This is a genomic window from Pseudomonas sp. Sample_20, assembly GCF_004307585.1.
Lineage (GTDB): Bacteria > Pseudomonadota > Gammaproteobacteria > Pseudomonadales > Pseudomonadaceae > Aquipseudomonas > Aquipseudomonas atacamensis.
Map to the genome: position 1 here is coordinate 40,624 of NZ_RCOA01000062.1, position 14,552 is coordinate 55,175.

Sequence of the window (14,552 nt, forward strand, 5' to 3'; positions counted from 1 at the left end):
GCATATATACAGACGTGACGCGAAACAGCGTGCGCTGCTTCGCATCCGGGATGATCAGACGAAGCAGAGTGACAGCGGCTCGGCAATGTAGGCCGGTTTGTCCGAGCCTTCTATCTCCAGTGTCGCGGTAGCCTTGAGCAACCACTGGCCGGGTTTTTTCTCGGTGACTTCGACCATGTCGACCTTCAGTCGGACTTTCGAGTTGACCTTGACCGGCTGGATGAAACGCACGCTGTCCAGGCCATAGTTGACGACCATCTTCACGCCTTCGGGCAGCACGAGGATGTCTTCCATCAGTTTTGGCATCAGCGACAGCGACAGGAAACCATGGGCAATCGTGCTGCCAAACGGCGTTTGCGCAGCCTTGACCGGATCGACGTGAATGAACTGAAAATCACCGGTGGCTTCGGCGAACAGGTTGATGCGCTCCTGATCGATGGTGAGCCATTCGGAACGTCCAAGTTCCTTGCCGACATAATCTTTGAGCTCTGCAACGGGAACATAGGGCATTGAGACTCTCCTTGGGTTCATCGGTTTTATAGTTTTTCAGGGGGCGGATTTGACCGGCCTGCGAACCACTGTAGATCATCATGGCGATTTGCTCAGGTCAACCGACCATGCTTTTGGCGAATGCCGGTCCATAGCGCTGGCATGCTTATAATGCCGAGCCCCTGCTGGCTGAAAATGTAAGACGGAGATGTCGGATGTTGTTACGTGGCCTGACCCTGCTGGTGCTGTTCCAATTGCTCGGCACCGCGCTCAATCATTTGCTGTTGCCGATATTGCCGGGGCCGATCATCGGGCTGCTGCTGTTGCTGGTGTTCCTGATCATTCGCGGTGAAGTCGGCGAGCCGCTGAATCAGGCAGCGGGCAGCCTGCTGCGTTATCTGCCGTTGCTGCTGGTGCCGCCGGCGGTGGGCGTGATGGTGTATGCCACGGCGATTGCTGCGGATTTCTGGGCGATTGTCGGCGCGCTGGTGGTCTCGCTGATCCTGTCGATGGCGTTTGCCGGCGTGCTCATGCAGCGGCTGGTCAAACGTCACGCGCCGCCGGCGGAGGAGTCCTGATGCTGTTTGACTGGCAAGGCGCGTGGGCGTCGGTGATTCATCATCCGCTGTTCGGCATCGGCATCACCCTCGGCGCCTATCAACTGGTGCTGGCGGCGTTCGAGAAAACCCGCTGGATCTTTCTGCAACCGGTGCTGGTCTCCATGTTGTTGGTGATCGGTGTGCTGGTCGGCTGCGGCCTGACTTACGCGGAGTACCGCAAGAGCACCGAGATCCTCAGCATCCTGCTGGGGCCGGCCACGGTGGCGCTGGCGGTGCCGCTGTATTTGAATCTGCGGCGCATCCGCCAATTGTTCTGGCCGATTTTTACTACGCTGGTGATAGGCGGGGTGGTCGCAACGGGCATGGGCGTGGCGCTGGGCTGGTGGTTCGGTGCCGATCACATGATCCTGATGACCATGGCGCCGAAATCGGTGACCTCGCCGATCGCCATGCTGGTCGCCGAGCAGATCGGCGGCGTGGCGGCGCTGGCCGCGGTGTTCGTGCTGATCACCGGGGTGATTGGCGCGATCTTCGGCCCGGCGCTGCTGACCCGCCTCGGCGTGCACAGCCCCGAAGCGCGCGGCATGGCGCTGGGCATGACCGCGCATGCGGTCGGCACGGCGGTGGCGATGCAGGAAAACGACGAGTGCGGCGCGTTCGCCGCGCTGGCAATGAGTCTGATGGGCGTGGCCACGGCGGTGTTCCTGCCGTTGGCGGTGTCGATGGTGGTGTAAGGATATGTCTATGAGTCTGCCGCTTTTCCCGCTGAACACGGTGCTGTTCCCCGGCTGCAACCTCGATCTGCAGATCTTCGAGGCGCGCTACCTCGACATGATCGGCCGCTGCATGAAGCAGGGCGTCGGTTTCGGTGTGGTGTGCATCCTTGAGGGCAGCGAAGTCGGTGTGGCACCAGAAGGTTTCGCAATGGTCGGTTGCGAGGCGCGGATCACCGATTTCGAGCAACAGGACAACGGCTTGCTCGGCATTCGCGTGCATGGCGGACGGCGCTTCACTGTGCTGCGCACCGAAGTGCAGCGCGATCAACTGATTCTGGCCGAAGTCGAGTGGCTCGATGACGAGCCCGAGCAACCGTTGCAGGACGAGGACGCCGACCTGGTCGCGCTGCTCAAGGCGCTGGCCGAACACCCGATGGTCGAGGCGTTGAACATGGGCACCGAAGCCGCCGGGCAACAGGCGCTGGCCAATCAGCTTGCCTATCTGTTGCCTTTTGCCGAAGAGGACAAGATCGATCTGCTGCAACTCGACGACCCACAGCAACGGCTGGATGCGATCCAGGCATTACTCGATGAACTGCAGGGCGAACTGTTCGCCTAGTTTCACTTTGAATCAACTCAAGCTGCCTGCCAGTATTGTTTCGCTTTTGTCTTTGTCTTAATTTCAAGTTGCTCGCAGGATGCGAACAACTTGAAAACAACAAGGATAAATCATGACTTTATATGAAGATGAACGGGCATTCTGGGACGATATTGCTGGCAAGTATATCTTGAAGCATGCCGGTACTGATCATAACGTTGGCCATGTCATTGAGGCGGCAGCGATTTATGCGGATCGCATGGTAATGGCCCGGCGGAAACGAAAAACCGAAAACATTCCGGATGGCGATGTTCTGCGGATGTCGGCAACAGCCACAGTCGCTATCTGATCCTTTTCCTTTTTCAACTTTTCTGTCGCTGTCTTGAACATGGCGGCAGAGTGTTTACCAATGGGTAGTTCTATGTCTTTGGCAAAAGTAAACAATGAAAGCTTCAGTGCCAATCTTTATCTGGACGGTCTTCCGGTAGTTCTTAATCAGCAACGCCTGCAACAGACCCTGCGCCACAAGCGCATAACTCAAGGCGAAAAACTCGATGCTGAAGTGGGGTTGGCCGACTCGCGGACATCCGCCCTTATCACCTTGGCTGACAATGAGGACGATGCTCCATTGCTGTTGAGGTTTGTTCCTGAAGGTAACTGTTACGCAATTCAAGTGATACATCCGGGCGTGTTTGACGGTGCGCGATTATTCATCGAAGACAAGACACATAATTTGCTGGTCAGCACCAGCGCTCCGGCACAACTTTATTCAATCAGTACCTACGGCGTGGCCAAGGCTTCTTTAAGCAATATCGCATCCGGCCCGGCTTATATCGAATTGAACAGCGAGCCGAAAGATAAACCGCTGTATCGTCAGGTAAGCGATGGCATGAGCAAATTCCTCGACGCGAACCCCAACGGGACAGGGCATAACGCCTTCAATCCAAAACCGGCACGGTTTGTGATCAGCGTGCTCAAATAGCGCAACGCCGCAATTGAAGGACAGACGCCATTCGTTATCGAATGGCGTCTGGATTTCACGGCCGATGATGTTCAGCAACGGGCCAGACTATATCGTTGGAACATCCTTTCCTGCCCTTGGGCAGCCTCACTATGGGGCCCTTGGAGGCAGTTACGCGATCGATCAACTGATCGTATGAATTGTTGTGATTGCCCCCCGTCCGTTCACTGGGCAATCTGGCGCGCCAGGCTTTGATCAGATCGTGGTACGCCACCATCACTGTCTGCCCTGCGGCCGATCCGTCGTCGTTGGCGATGTCTGCGAACTTGCGCCCCTTGTATTCTTTCAGACCGTCTGCATCGGGGCGTAAAGTCCCGTCGATGTCTTGCAGGTAAGGCTCCAGCGGCGACATGGCAGACCGCTGAGTGCAAGTGCCGGAATGGAGGTCAGGTCCATCCCGGCACGTTGTTGAAACCGGCAGCGCGCGGTCAGTTGATGTTGACGGGGATGAACAGGTCTTCGCGTTTGACGCGTGTCTGCCGGTCAGTCAGCAGGCTCCAGTGGCGGTTTACCGAGTTGTAAACCAGCGTGCCCACTGTGTCGGGCTGGTAGCCGATGTGAGTCACGTAGACCCGCGCTGCCAACTCGTTGCGCTGCCGGTGTTGCTCGATATCGGCCAACAGCGCATCGACGCTGGCGTAGCCTTGGGCATTGATCACGTACAGCTGCAAGATCTCGAACAGCAGCGAGACTTGATAAAGATTGCCGGCGGTGGTCGCCACGCTGACCGATTCCACCGGTGTGTCATCGCCGATATCCGGCAATTGGACAGTCACGCTGGCGATGCGCAAGCGGTTGTCCTGCAATTGGATTTCGTCGCGAGTGACGGTTTCGTCCATTGTCCTGGTGTACAGATTCCAGCTTGAGGCGTTGGCCGTTTTTGCCGCAGCCCCAGGTGTGGCCAGGCGCACGATGCAGTTGCTGGCCAGGTAGATGTCGTACGTGGCGCTATGACCCTCAAGCAGATAAATGCCGGTATGCGCCCGGGATTCGATGACGATTTTGCTGGGTCGATCGGTCAGCAGCGGCTTCTCACTGATGGTGGGCCGGGTGAACGGGTATTTGCCGTTGCGCCGTTTCAGCCAGCTTCGAGTGCTGACCAGTCGTGCGCCGGGGTTGTTGGCGTCCGCTTCGTAGTCCAGGTGCGGCAGTTGCAGGCGATAGGACACTCCGTCCCGCATGACCACAACGATGTCTTGCGCCAATTGCGGCGTGGTGACTTTGAGGCTGTTGCGCCCGCTGTACCCGGTGGCGGCAGCGATCGGTTGAATCACGCCCTTGAATGCCAGCACTTTTGCCGGCAACCGCAGCGACAGGCAGAAGTCTTTGTAGGTCAGGTGAGTATTGCCCGAAACGCCTTTGCGCACCTGGACGGCATAGCTGAGCTCGACGTCGATGATTTCGTCGTCGCCGTAGTCCAGAAAAACGCTGCGCGGCCTGGTGCCGCTGCGTGCGATGACGAATTCGACCTCGCGCTGCGTACGGGTGACAAAATGCCGGCCCAGGCTCTGATCGTCGATCGTCACCGTACCGCCATTGACGATCGCCGGGGCAGGTGCGGGCTGACCAATGACGGTCACGGCGACATCAATGTCCTGACTCAGCGCTGGACCTGGTTCCTGAGGGAGCTGAGCCAGCAGTTCGTAGCCATCCTGGGTGCGGAACAGCCATCGATCGTTATGCAGCCGACGCTGGCCGTCGACCATTCGATAGACGTTTTCCAGGGTCAGCACATGGTCTGGGTCGTCGCCGTCCTTGCCGCGCAAGGAATTGATCACCAGCGAGGTGCCGATGATCTGCCAGCGCTGAATCACCGCGTGCGGCCAGCCCAACTCGATCACGCTCGAATGCGCGCTGTCCTCGGTAATTGTCGTGCGTGCGTTGGTGTGAGCGATGTAATAGCGATCGACGCCGCTACCGCCGTCCACGTGACATTCGAGGCCATAGATGGCAATCGTGTCGTTGCCGGCACCGGCGCTGACGCGATCATGGCCATGGGCGGAGATCTGGTTGGCCTCGGTATTGCCGATGACGTGGCTGCTGCCTTTGCGCAGCGTCGAAACGTTCTCGAACGATGTCAGGTGCGCGACTTCAATGCCTGGGCCTTCCGGGTCCAGACCACGCAGCGTGACCTTGCCGCTCGGCAGGTCAATCCGATGGCCGATGTATCGTGTATCAGTGGCCGGCCGCTGGCCTTCAAACGCAAACATATCGCTACCGTCGCCGCCATCCAGCACATTGATGTGCGGCGGTTTGGTCAGCCGATCCAGTTCCTCGTCAGCGACCTGCTGATAGAACGCATCGTTTTTGTCGCCACCGCTGAGCGCCTTGTGTCCCTGGCGGTAGGTAAACAGGTTGGGCTGCGCCTTGACGCCAGCGACACGGTCATTGCCATCGCCCAGGCGCCAGAACACGCCTTTGCCTTCGCCTGCACTGCCGTTGACAACGCCCTTGAGGTTGTCGGGTAATCCATGGCTTGCATCGATGATATCGTCGCCGCCGACGATCACCGCCTGGCTGTCGAGTCTGAACGGCAGCTGCCCGACGCTTTCGTCCCACTGGTAACGCCATAGTTCGACAGGGCGCAATTCGGCGCGAAACGCGCCATTGACCACTTGGGCGATGGAGTCGCTGTAAGCGCCGGCAAGCATGTCTTTGGCCGACAGTTCGAGCTGTTTTTCGTAGTCACTGGAAAGCCTGGACAGCTTGAAGCGATCCATCACTTCGGCGTCCAGCTCCTTGCCGGTAAAAGCGAACCATCCCGAGCGCAGACGCTCGAGTGTTGTCAGTTCGATGTAATCATCGATCTGGTCGACGACCCTGGCGGCTTGATAGATCAATGAACCGGAGATGAGCAGTGCGGCAGCCGCGAGGCCGAGCGGGCCGGCAACACTGCCGAAACCGGCCAGCGCGGCGACGCCCAGCACCAGGCTGATGCCAGCGCCCGCTACACTCAGGGCAGCGCTGAAATAATGGTCCTGAGCTTCTTTGCCCGATGACGCGGCGGCGGCGTTGAACGATTTGATCGCGTCGACGATGTCGAACGGCAAGGTAATCGCGCTGGCGAACAGTCCAGCGCCACGGCTCATGTATTTGCCGATCGAGGTCAGCGCAAAACCCCTCAGTACATTGCTGCCCTGAGTCAGCATCGCCTGGCCGGTTCTGGCCAGACCCCGCTCAATGATCAGCGAGCCGAGTTCTGCGGCGATGGATCCGCCGTAGTAGAGCATTTCCAGCGCCTCGCCTTTTTTGATCGCATCGGTCAGGGCCATGTAGCCGCTGTAGATGCCGAAGGCTTGCATGCCGACTCCTGCGCCGCTCATCAAATAGCTTTTGGTCTTGTTGATCCAGCCCGGCGCGTGTTCAAACGCGTCCGCCCGGTGGATTTCCAGCTTTTGCGCAGCCTTGCCCAATTTGTTGAGACGATCCAAGGCGCTGCCCGAAACCAGCGGCGTATCACTGACGAACAATGGGCCGGCATCGACCGAGCGCTTGCAGGCAATCTCATAGAACAGCAGTGCCGCCATGTCATTGTCGGGAAAGTCCACGGCTTGCAAGCGGGACTGCACCTTTGCGGACTCGAAATGGAGTCCGTCCAGAAAAGCCTGATCCACGCGCTTAATGTTGGCATTCGCCGGACTGACAGGTTGACCGTCTACGGTCGCCCCCAGCGCTTGCAACTCGACCCGACTGATCACGACCTCGCCGATACGCAGTGGGCCCAGGTGTTTGTCGATTGCCTTGAGAGTCTGGCGAAGGGATGGGGGGCTGTCAGGCACCTCGCCTGGCACGTCCGCTCGATCGGGCATGGGTGTGGACGGCGTATGGGCATTGGCCGAGGCGTCTATGGGGGTAACTTGAAGCGCGCGCACGTGGGCGACATGAGCCGCGGGAACGATGAGTTTCGACACGTATTAATCCTTTAATGGTGTGCATGAGGAGCCGGTTTCCCTGGCGGCTTTACTTGAGCATTTGAAGTTCGGGCCAGGCGATGTCATGGCCAAACTCGTCCTTTTTGCCTGAGAGCCTGAGTATCGGCAGGCCCGCCGTCTCCACCTGGTCGATCAACTGGTCGTATTCGAACCGGTTAAAGTGCCCGGCATGGGTGGCCGCTTCGATGCGATCAGCGTTTGCGCCAGCCTGCTCTTTGATGTCTTCGACCCTGGCGCCCTTGGTCAGGTCTGTGTTCAGTAACCAGACACGCTCGGCTGAAACGCCGCTGCGCGTGACCGAGATCAGCCCTTCGAGATCGTCGGAGGGGAACCAGGTCGGCGGGGTGTCGCGCGCAGCGGAATTGAACATCATGTTTTCTTCGTGGGGGACGACCTCCAGATCGCGCGTGTCGAGCGCGTAGAGAAACATTTCCGTCTGCCGCGTGCGCGTGGACCGGTAGCCGCGCTCGTGATCCCATGCCACAGGGCTGTCAGGATCCGACCAGTCTGACGAGGACTCACTCGGTGTATCACTGGCGTCGCTTGCGCCGCTTTCCGAACCGCTGTCGCCCGTGTCGCGTCCCGGGTATTTATGGGTCTGGCTGTTGAAACGCAGGTATTCGGGATCGGGGGTGCGGGCATATCCCTGTCCTGCCTGGAGACTGAACGTCGCGCTGATCGGCTTGTGCGTGGTCGCGCCGGGTTCGTGGTGATAGCGCGGCAGCATGGTGCCGTCGTTCGCCAGCTCGAACGGCGTGCGCTCGTCACCGCGAAACAGCGCCTGAATGTCCGTGCGGTACAGGCAGTTGTTCTTGTTGCGCAGATAACCGAGCTGTTTCAACAGCGCTTCGCGCACCTCGGGGGTCAGGCTGTTTTCTGCGTCGTACCAATCGTGGCGGGCATTGCGCTTGAGGTTGAGCTGCTCGAGCGCATCGGCGGCAAACTGGTCGAAGCGTTGCGGGTTGCTGACGTCCTCCAGCAAGCGCTTGTGCGCCAGTGCCCACGCCGGAAGCGTCAGATGGCTGGCCATTTCCTGCTGCAAGCGCGACAGTTGCCTGGGCAGCAGATTGAACGATTGCAGAAAGGCTTCGCGCTCGGCAAAGCCCATCTGCGGGTGCAGCCAGCGCAACGAGTCGCGCAGCAGATCGGTTCGCGGATTTTCCGTGGTTGTGGGGTGTGCCCACTGTGGCGGCGTGCCGGTAGCCTGGGCTTCGACACGAAAGCGCGCGATGTCCTCGCCGTGTAGCCCATATAGCTGCCATATCTCGTGATCGGTCCACTGTTTGAGGTGGAGCGGCGACGCTGCGAATCCACCCGCCGGAGGATCAACCGCTATGTAATTGCCATATGAATCCCGGAAGGCGAACAGCATGTCGTCTTTGCGTGAGCCAAATAGCGGATTCATTTCGTAATAACCCTGAGCATCCGGCGAACGCCAGGATGGGCTGTAATGACTTTGATTGATGGGTGTTGTGACTGGGGCGAGGCGCGGTCGCTTTGGCGCGGGTTGTTCGGTCAGGCGCCAGGTGGGGCTGTCTGCGTTTTTGTACAGGCGCGGTCCGGAGGGAACGCGCTCGGTGAGTAACTTGCTGCGTAATGTGCCGGTTTCATCCTCACCCACATGCGTGGTTTGCACAGCTCCCTGATATTCGACGTCTGCGAACTTTCTGCCAACGATCCAGCGAAATCCATCATTGTCGGCAGGCTGCATTCCACGCACAAAGGTCTCCGATAACCAGTAATCGTTTATTGAAGTGGAATGTTCCGAGCGATAAGCGCTGTGCGCCGGTAACTGAAAGATTTCAACCGCAGGCAACCTCGGATTCGCATCGGCAGGGGCGGTGCCGAAGTTTGTACTGTGCTGCGCAAGATCGGGGATGCCGGCTCTTGGCGATATTTCAATGCTCCTGACATCAAACATGGGTCGATGTGGCGTTGGTACGTTTGCATCCGTTTGATGCGTCGTTGTGACTGACGTCTTGCGGGGTATTTTTGGACTCATGAAAGACTCGATAAAAAATGGATTGTTGTATGACTCGGCAGAACTTCAATGCGTGGTTTGAATAAATATGGATAGCCAGCAAATGTCCGAGTCGGGCCCATCAATCTAACGGTTTTTCAGAAGCGCGAAACACTGAGCAGGCATGTTTCAACTTGAATATGTAACGCTAGTTTTGCGTCGATCGAGAATGCGGAAATGTCGGTTTTATAACCAGGAAAGTTAACCGGGAGGGAGGAAGTTTGCGTAGGTTGCAAGCGCCGCTCTTGTCGGAATGTTCCGAAAGAGCGGCGTATAAGAAATGTCGCTTGTAAATTGCCTGTTTTAGTAGGCGTAACGCAACAATGTATGTGGCAAGTGGCGCATAACGAAGAATCCGAACAGCGCGACCATGGACGGCAGGATCAGCCACCAGATCTTGAAAGGCATGGCGTTGAGCGGCGCCTGCCGCTGGTTTGACCACAGCATCGCGGCGCAGACGCAACTGGCAAGCATTGCACCGGCCAATATGTCGGTTGGCCAGTGCGCGCCGAGATAGACCCGCGACAAAGCAATGGAGAATGCCGGGATGCAGGCAATCAGCAGCCAGGTCAGGCGCATGCGTGGCGGCTGCCCGCGTCCGGCCAGGACACCCAAGGTCAGGAACAGGGCGAATGCGCCAGAAGCATGGCCGCTGGGCATGCTGTAGGTGGTCAATGGATCGCTGAGCACTTCCGGGCGTACCCGGGCGAAAAAATACTTGGTGCCGGTGTTGGCCATGGCGGTGATCAGCATGGTGGCGCCCGCGAACACTGCCTGGCGCCACTGCTTGCACAGCAACAGCAATATGACGAGCAGGGCGCTGAACAGCAGCATGTTGCGGAATTCGCCGATCAGGGTCAGCGTCACGGCGATTTCGTCCAGCGCTGGCTGGCGATGTTCCTGCACCAGAGTCATCACACCGTTGTCGAGCGCGGTGAGGTATGGATAGCCGATAAACAGCCCGATCAGGATCAACAGGCTCATGCCGCCGATCCAGATTGTCGCGCGACGATGGCGGCGCACGCTGCTGTTGACGCTCAGGCCGACCATCACCGCAATGCTGGCCGCGACAATCCCGGCTTCGAGCCAGAAACCTTCAGGCAATGGCAGGCGGAACGCTGCGCCCGTGGCCCAGCCCGGCAATAGATAAGCCAGGCTCCAGCCCGCAGCGGCCAGCAGGCTGACGGCGAAGAAACGCGGGAAGGGCATGTCGCACATCCCGGCGACCATCGGCAGCATCGGCCGCAGCGGGCCGATGAAACGCCCGACCAGCAGGCTGGCGATGCCATAGCGCTGGAAGTACGACTCAGCGCCGGCCATCCATTCCGGATGATGGCGTAGCCCGGGGAGGCGGCGGATGTTCTGGTGGAAATGGCGGCCGAGGAAGTAGGAAATCAGGTCGCCAAGAATGCCGCCAAGAAAGCCCAGCAGCAGCGTTTCGCTCAATGACAGCGCGCCGCTGCCGGCCAGCACCGCCACGGCAAACAGCAGCACCGTGCCCGGCACGATCAGCCCGGCGATCGCCAGACATTCCACGCACGCCACGATGAACACCGCTGCGGCCAGCCACTGCGGATTGGCGCCGAGCCATCCGGTGATGCTATCGAGCCATGGGCCCATACAGAAAAACTCCATTGATTCTTTAAGTAATTGTTACGCGTTTCACTGCTGGCCCGTGGGAGCGAGCCTGCTCGCGAATACGCTGTGTCAGACGATAGAAACGTTGGCTGGCACGACCCCTTCGCGAGCAGGCTCGCTCCCACAGGGGAGGTCATCATTCATTGACGGATTCGGCGTCGGTTACGGGAAGCAAAATATAATCCCGGCCTTCGACCTGACCCCGTCGCAGCGGGTTCCGCGTGCACCATTGCGCATACGCAGCGTCAACGAAGCGATACATCAGGTGTTCATCACGGCCCAGCGGGATGCCCAGCCGGGTGGTTTGAATAATCTGCGAGGGTGCCGGCCCCGTATCTTCGACCAGCAACAATTCATGGTCGAAACGCTTGGCGTCCCACATCGGTACTTTCAAACCGAGTGCCTTGCACAGCAGCGTCTGCCCGGCGCACAACTTTTGCGTCGGCCGCGGTCGCCCCTGGGCATCGGGATTGTTCCGCAGCATCTGCGCCAGGCTCGCCGGGCCGCTGACCTCGTCGACCCACGGATAGGCGGATTTGATCAGCACCGCGTTGCCCGGCCCCTGCGCACTGAAGTTCAGCGAATCACCGCCGCGGGCGTAGTACATATAGATGTGGCCGCCATCCAGAAACAAAGCCTTACGCTTTTCTGTATAGCCGAGCGAGGCGTGGCTGCCTTTTTCCGCGCAGTAATAGGCTTCGGTTTCGATGATTCGCGCACTCAGCCACAGATCGCCGACGCGATGGCGGATGACTTTGCCAAGCAGCGCCTGCGCCAGAACCTGGGCGTCGCGGTCGAAAAAACTGTCCGGCAGGCCCACGGGCAGGCGCGCGGACTCGGGGCAAAGGGGCACGTTGGTCATGATGGGCAAGGTTTATCCAGGCTCAAGAGGTCGTGATGATAACAACGCTGAGCTTAATTACGTCTGAACGCCGGCCAAACGCAGCTCATTTCGACCATCCGCCCGTCACCGCTGTTAGTCCCGGGACGCGGCAGCTATAATCTGCCGCTTTCCTCTTTGCCAAGACCCCAGCAGACCATGACTGAGTCCGTTCTTGACTACATGACCCGATTGGGTCGCGCCGCCCGCGCTGCCTCCAAGGTCATCGGTCGCGCCAGCACCGCGCAGAAAAACCGCGCCTTGCAGGCTGCCGCCAATGCTCTGGACGCTGCGCGCGCCGAGCTGGCCGCTGCCAATGAGCTGGATCTGGCTGCCGGTCGCGCCAGCGGTCTGGAGCCGGCGCTGCTGGAGCGTCTGGAACTGACCCCGGCACGCATCGACGGCATGATCGTCGGCTTGCGCCAGGTCGCTGCACTGGCGGATCCGGTCGGCGCGATCCGCGACATGAGCTTCCGTCCGTCGGGCATTCAGGTCGGCAAGATGCGCGTGCCGCTGGGCGTGATCGGGATCATCTACGAATCCCGTCCGAACGTGACCATCGATGCCGCCAGCCTGTGCCTGAAGTCCGGCAACGCGACCATCCTGCGCGGCGGCTCCGAGGCGATTCATTCCAACCGCGCGATTGCCGCGTGCATCCAGCGCGGTCTGGCCGAAGCCGAACTGCCCGCCGCCGTGGTGCAAGTGGTCGAAACCACTGACCGTGCCGCTGTCGGCGCGCTGATCAGCATGCCGGAATACGTCGACGTCATCGTGCCCCGTGGCGGTCGTGGCCTGATTGAACGCATCAGCCGCGATGCCCGCGTGCCGGTGATCAAGCATCTGGACGGCATCTGCCACGTTTACGTCAGCGAACACGCCGATCTGGCCAAAGCCCAGCGCATCGCCTTCAACGCCAAGACCTATCGTTACGGCATCTGCGGCGCGATGGAAACCCTGCTGGTCGATCAGGCTGTTGCCAGGGATTTCCTGCCGTCGATGGCCACGCAGTTCCGCGACAAAGGCGTCGAGCTGCGCGGTTGCGAGCGCACCCGGGCGATCATCGAAGCGGTCGCGGCCAGCGAAGACGACTGGCACACCGAGTACCTGGCGCCGATTCTGTCGATCCGCGTGGTCGACGGTCTGGAGCAGGCGATCGAACACATCAACCATTACGGCTCCCATCACACCGACTCGATCGTCAGCGAAAACCTCGCCGACACCCGCCGGTTCGTGGCGGAAGTCGACTCGGCCTCGGTGATGATCAACACGCCGACCTGCTTTGCCGATGGATTTGAATACGGATTGGGTGCCGAGATCGGCATTTCTACTGATAAGCTGCACGCCCGCGGCCCGGTCGGGCTCGAGGGGCTGACCTGCGAGAAGTACATCGTGGTCGGCGATGGCCAGTTGCGCGGCCAGGCGACGGTCTGACTTGACCGACCTCGACCTGACAGCGCCGCACACCGGCAGCGAGTCGCGCCCGCAACGCATTGGCGTGCTGGGCGGTACGTTCGACCCGGTGCACATCGGCCATTTGCGTGGCGCGCTGGAAGTCGTCGAAGCGCTGGCGCTGGACGAGTTGCGCCTGATGCCGAACGCGCGGCCGCCACATCGCGGGACGCCGCAGGTGTCGGCGCAGGACCGGCTGGCGATGGTCGAGTGCGCGGTGGCCGGATTGCCGCCGCTGGTGGTGGACGCCCGCGAATTGCAGCGGGACAAACCGTCCTGGACCATCGATACCCTGGAGTCGCTGCGCGCAGAGATGCCCGCCGAGACCCAGGTTTTTCTGCTTTTGGGCTGGGACGCATTTTGCGGCCTGCCCACTTGGCACCGCTGGGAAGAGTTGCTCCAGCATTGCCACATCCTGGTGCTACAGCGCCCGGACGCGGACAGCGAACCGCCGGATGCCTTGCGCAACCTGCTGGCAGCGCGTTCGGTGAGCGACCCGCTGGCCCTGAAAGGGCCGAGCGGACAGATTGCATTCGTCTGGCAGACACCGCTCGCGGTTTCCGCCACCCAGATCCGTCAACTGCTGGCCAGCGGTAAGTCGGTACGTTTCCTGGTGCCCGACGCGGTCCTGGCCTACATCGATGCGCACGGTCTGTACCGTGCGTCGAACTGAACAAGGCGCGCTTCACCGATACGGATCACCGTATCCCCAAGCCGCCGAATACATGAGCAAAACGAGTTACATATGACTGATAAAGATCTACCGAAAGTAAAGCGCAAAGGCACGTTCAAGAGCGCACCACTGCCGGAAGCCGTCAACACCAATGAGCCGCTCAAGGGCGACGAACTGGTCAAGATTGCCGTCGCTGCGCTGGAAGACGTCAAGGCCCAGGACATCCAGATCATTGATGTGCGCGACAAGCAGAGCATCACTGACTACATGATCATCGCCACCGGTACCTCCAATCGCCAGATCAACGCGATGCTGGACAAGGTCCGCGAGGAAGTGAAGAAGCAGGGCGCCAAGCCTCTGGGCGAAGAAGGCAAGGGCGACAGCGACTGGGTTCTGCTCGACCTCGATCTGGTGATCGTGCACATGATGACTGCCTCGGCGCGTCAGTTCTACGACCTGGAGCGCCTGTGGGCCGGTGCCGAGCAAAGCCGTGCGGCCGATGCCAAGCACCACAGCCCGGAGAACACCCACGAGCATTTCACCAAGCTCAACAAAGACCAGTTCTAAGGGATTGCT

At 59.9% G+C, this 14,552-nt stretch carries 14 protein-coding genes; 8 read left to right on the forward strand and 6 right to left on the reverse strand.

What is annotated here, in order from left to right:
- Positions 1–54 precede the first annotated feature (54 nt).
- Positions 55–510 carry a MaoC family dehydratase gene (locus D8U70_RS14145; protein ID WP_016773011.1) on the reverse strand — a complete coding sequence of 152 codons (456 nt, stop codon included), beginning with the start codon at positions 508–510 and terminating at the stop codon, positions 55–57.
- 194 nt (positions 511–704) lie between these two features.
- On the opposite strand from D8U70_RS14145, the gene D8U70_RS14150 reads away from it, so the two are divergent.
- The 5 genes from D8U70_RS14150 (at position 705) to D8U70_RS14170 (ending at position 3,345) form a co-directional block, all read left to right on the forward strand.
- Positions 705–1,067 carry a CidA/LrgA family protein gene (locus D8U70_RS14150; protein WP_016773012.1) on the forward strand — a complete coding sequence of 121 codons (363 nt, stop codon included), beginning with the start codon at positions 705–707 and terminating at the stop codon, positions 1,065–1,067.
- Positions 1,067–1,783, forward strand: a complete 717-nt coding sequence (locus D8U70_RS14155) for an LrgB family protein (RefSeq protein ID WP_016773013.1) — start codon at positions 1,067–1,069, stop codon at positions 1,781–1,783. Before D8U70_RS14150 ends, D8U70_RS14155 begins: the two co-directional genes overlap by 1 nt.
- A 10-nt stretch (positions 1,784–1,793) precedes the next feature.
- Positions 1,794–2,384 (forward strand): LON peptidase substrate-binding domain-containing protein, encoded by a 591-nt coding sequence (locus D8U70_RS14160; protein WP_073475682.1) that lies wholly within the window; start codon positions 1,794–1,796, stop codon positions 2,382–2,384.
- A gap of 112 nt (positions 2,385–2,496) precedes the next feature.
- On the forward strand, positions 2,497–2,712 hold the full coding sequence (locus D8U70_RS14165; protein ID WP_016773015.1) for a hypothetical protein: 216 nt from the start codon (positions 2,497–2,499) through the stop codon (positions 2,710–2,712).
- Between the two features lie 72 nt (positions 2,713–2,784).
- Entirely contained in the window at positions 2,785–3,345 is a 561-nt protein-coding gene (locus D8U70_RS14170; protein ID WP_125925932.1) for a hypothetical protein, read from the forward strand.
- 55 nt (positions 3,346–3,400) lie between these two features.
- On the opposite strand, the gene D8U70_RS28020 is transcribed toward D8U70_RS14170, so the two are convergent.
- The 5 genes from D8U70_RS28020 to D8U70_RS14200 form a co-directional block, all read right to left on the reverse strand.
- The gene (locus tag D8U70_RS28020) at positions 3,401–3,736 is read right to left on the reverse strand and encodes a hypothetical protein (protein WP_241664663.1); all 336 of its coding nucleotides are present in this window, start codon (positions 3,734–3,736) and stop codon (positions 3,401–3,403) included.
- Positions 3,737–3,812: 76 nt separating this feature from the next.
- On the reverse strand, positions 3,813–7,163 hold the full coding sequence (locus tag D8U70_RS14180; RefSeq protein WP_241664664.1) for a calcium-binding protein: 3,351 nt from the start codon (positions 7,161–7,163) through the stop codon (positions 3,813–3,815).
- Between the two features lie 181 nt (positions 7,164–7,344).
- A complete protein-coding gene (locus D8U70_RS14185) occupies positions 7,345–9,318 on the reverse strand; it encodes a hypothetical protein (RefSeq protein ID WP_130929133.1) in 1,974 nt (657 codons plus the stop codon).
- Positions 9,319–9,639: 321 nt separating this feature from the next.
- Entirely contained in the window at positions 9,640–10,956 is a 1,317-nt protein-coding gene (locus D8U70_RS14190; protein WP_016773020.1) for a bifunctional DedA family/phosphatase PAP2 family protein, read from the reverse strand.
- A 154-nt stretch (positions 10,957–11,110) separates the two neighbouring features.
- The gene (locus D8U70_RS14200; RefSeq protein ID WP_130929155.1) at positions 11,111–11,836 is read right to left on the reverse strand and encodes a DNA-3-methyladenine glycosylase; all 726 of its coding nucleotides are present in this window, start codon (positions 11,834–11,836) and stop codon (positions 11,111–11,113) included.
- A gap of 177 nt (positions 11,837–12,013) precedes the next feature.
- Here D8U70_RS14200 and D8U70_RS14205 point away from each other — a divergent pair, with 177 nt between their 5' ends.
- The 3 genes from D8U70_RS14205 (at position 12,014) to rsfS (ending at position 14,543) form a co-directional block, all read left to right on the forward strand.
- Entirely contained in the window at positions 12,014–13,285 is a 1,272-nt protein-coding gene (locus D8U70_RS14205) for a glutamate-5-semialdehyde dehydrogenase (protein ID WP_130929134.1), read from the forward strand.
- A 1-nt stretch (position 13,286) separates the two neighbouring features.
- Entirely contained in the window at positions 13,287–13,976 is a 690-nt protein-coding gene (gene nadD / locus D8U70_RS14210; RefSeq protein WP_016773023.1) for a nicotinate-nucleotide adenylyltransferase, read from the forward strand.
- Between the two features lie 72 nt (positions 13,977–14,048).
- Positions 14,049–14,543 carry a ribosome silencing factor gene (gene rsfS, locus D8U70_RS14215; RefSeq protein ID WP_016773024.1) on the forward strand — a complete coding sequence of 165 codons (495 nt, stop codon included), beginning with the start codon at positions 14,049–14,051 and terminating at the stop codon, positions 14,541–14,543.
- Positions 14,544–14,552: the final 9 nt, after the last annotated feature.

Coding starts and splice junctions, on each gene's coding strand:
- D8U70_RS14145 (WP_016773011.1), bottom strand. CDS start 510: ATGCCCTATGTTCCCGTTGCAGAGCTCAAAGATTATGTCGGCAAGGAA.
- D8U70_RS14150 (WP_016773012.1), top strand. CDS start 705: ATGTTGTTACGTGGCCTGACCCTGCTGGTGCTGTTCCAATTGCTCGGC.
- D8U70_RS14155 (WP_016773013.1), top strand. CDS start 1,067: ATGCTGTTTGACTGGCAAGGCGCGTGGGCGTCGGTGATTCATCATCCG.
- D8U70_RS14160 (WP_073475682.1), top strand. CDS start 1,794: ATGAGTCTGCCGCTTTTCCCGCTGAACACGGTGCTGTTCCCCGGCTGC.
- D8U70_RS14165 (WP_016773015.1), top strand. CDS start 2,497: ATGACTTTATATGAAGATGAACGGGCATTCTGGGACGATATTGCTGGC.
- D8U70_RS14170 (WP_125925932.1), top strand. CDS start 2,785: ATGTCTTTGGCAAAAGTAAACAATGAAAGCTTCAGTGCCAATCTTTAT.
- D8U70_RS28020 (WP_241664663.1), bottom strand. CDS start 3,736: ATGTCGCCGCTGGAGCCTTACCTGCAAGACATCGACGGGACTTTACGC.
- D8U70_RS14185 (WP_130929133.1), bottom strand. CDS start 9,318: ATGAGTCCAAAAATACCCCGCAAGACGTCAGTCACAACGACGCATCAA.
- D8U70_RS14190 (WP_016773020.1), bottom strand. CDS start 10,956: ATGGGCCCATGGCTCGATAGCATCACCGGATGGCTCGGCGCCAATCCG.
- D8U70_RS14200 (WP_130929155.1), bottom strand. CDS start 11,836: ATGACCAACGTGCCCCTTTGCCCCGAGTCCGCGCGCCTGCCCGTGGGC.
- D8U70_RS14205 (WP_130929134.1), top strand. CDS start 12,014: ATGACTGAGTCCGTTCTTGACTACATGACCCGATTGGGTCGCGCCGCC.
- rsfS (WP_016773024.1), top strand. CDS start 14,049: ATGACTGATAAAGATCTACCGAAAGTAAAGCGCAAAGGCACGTTCAAG.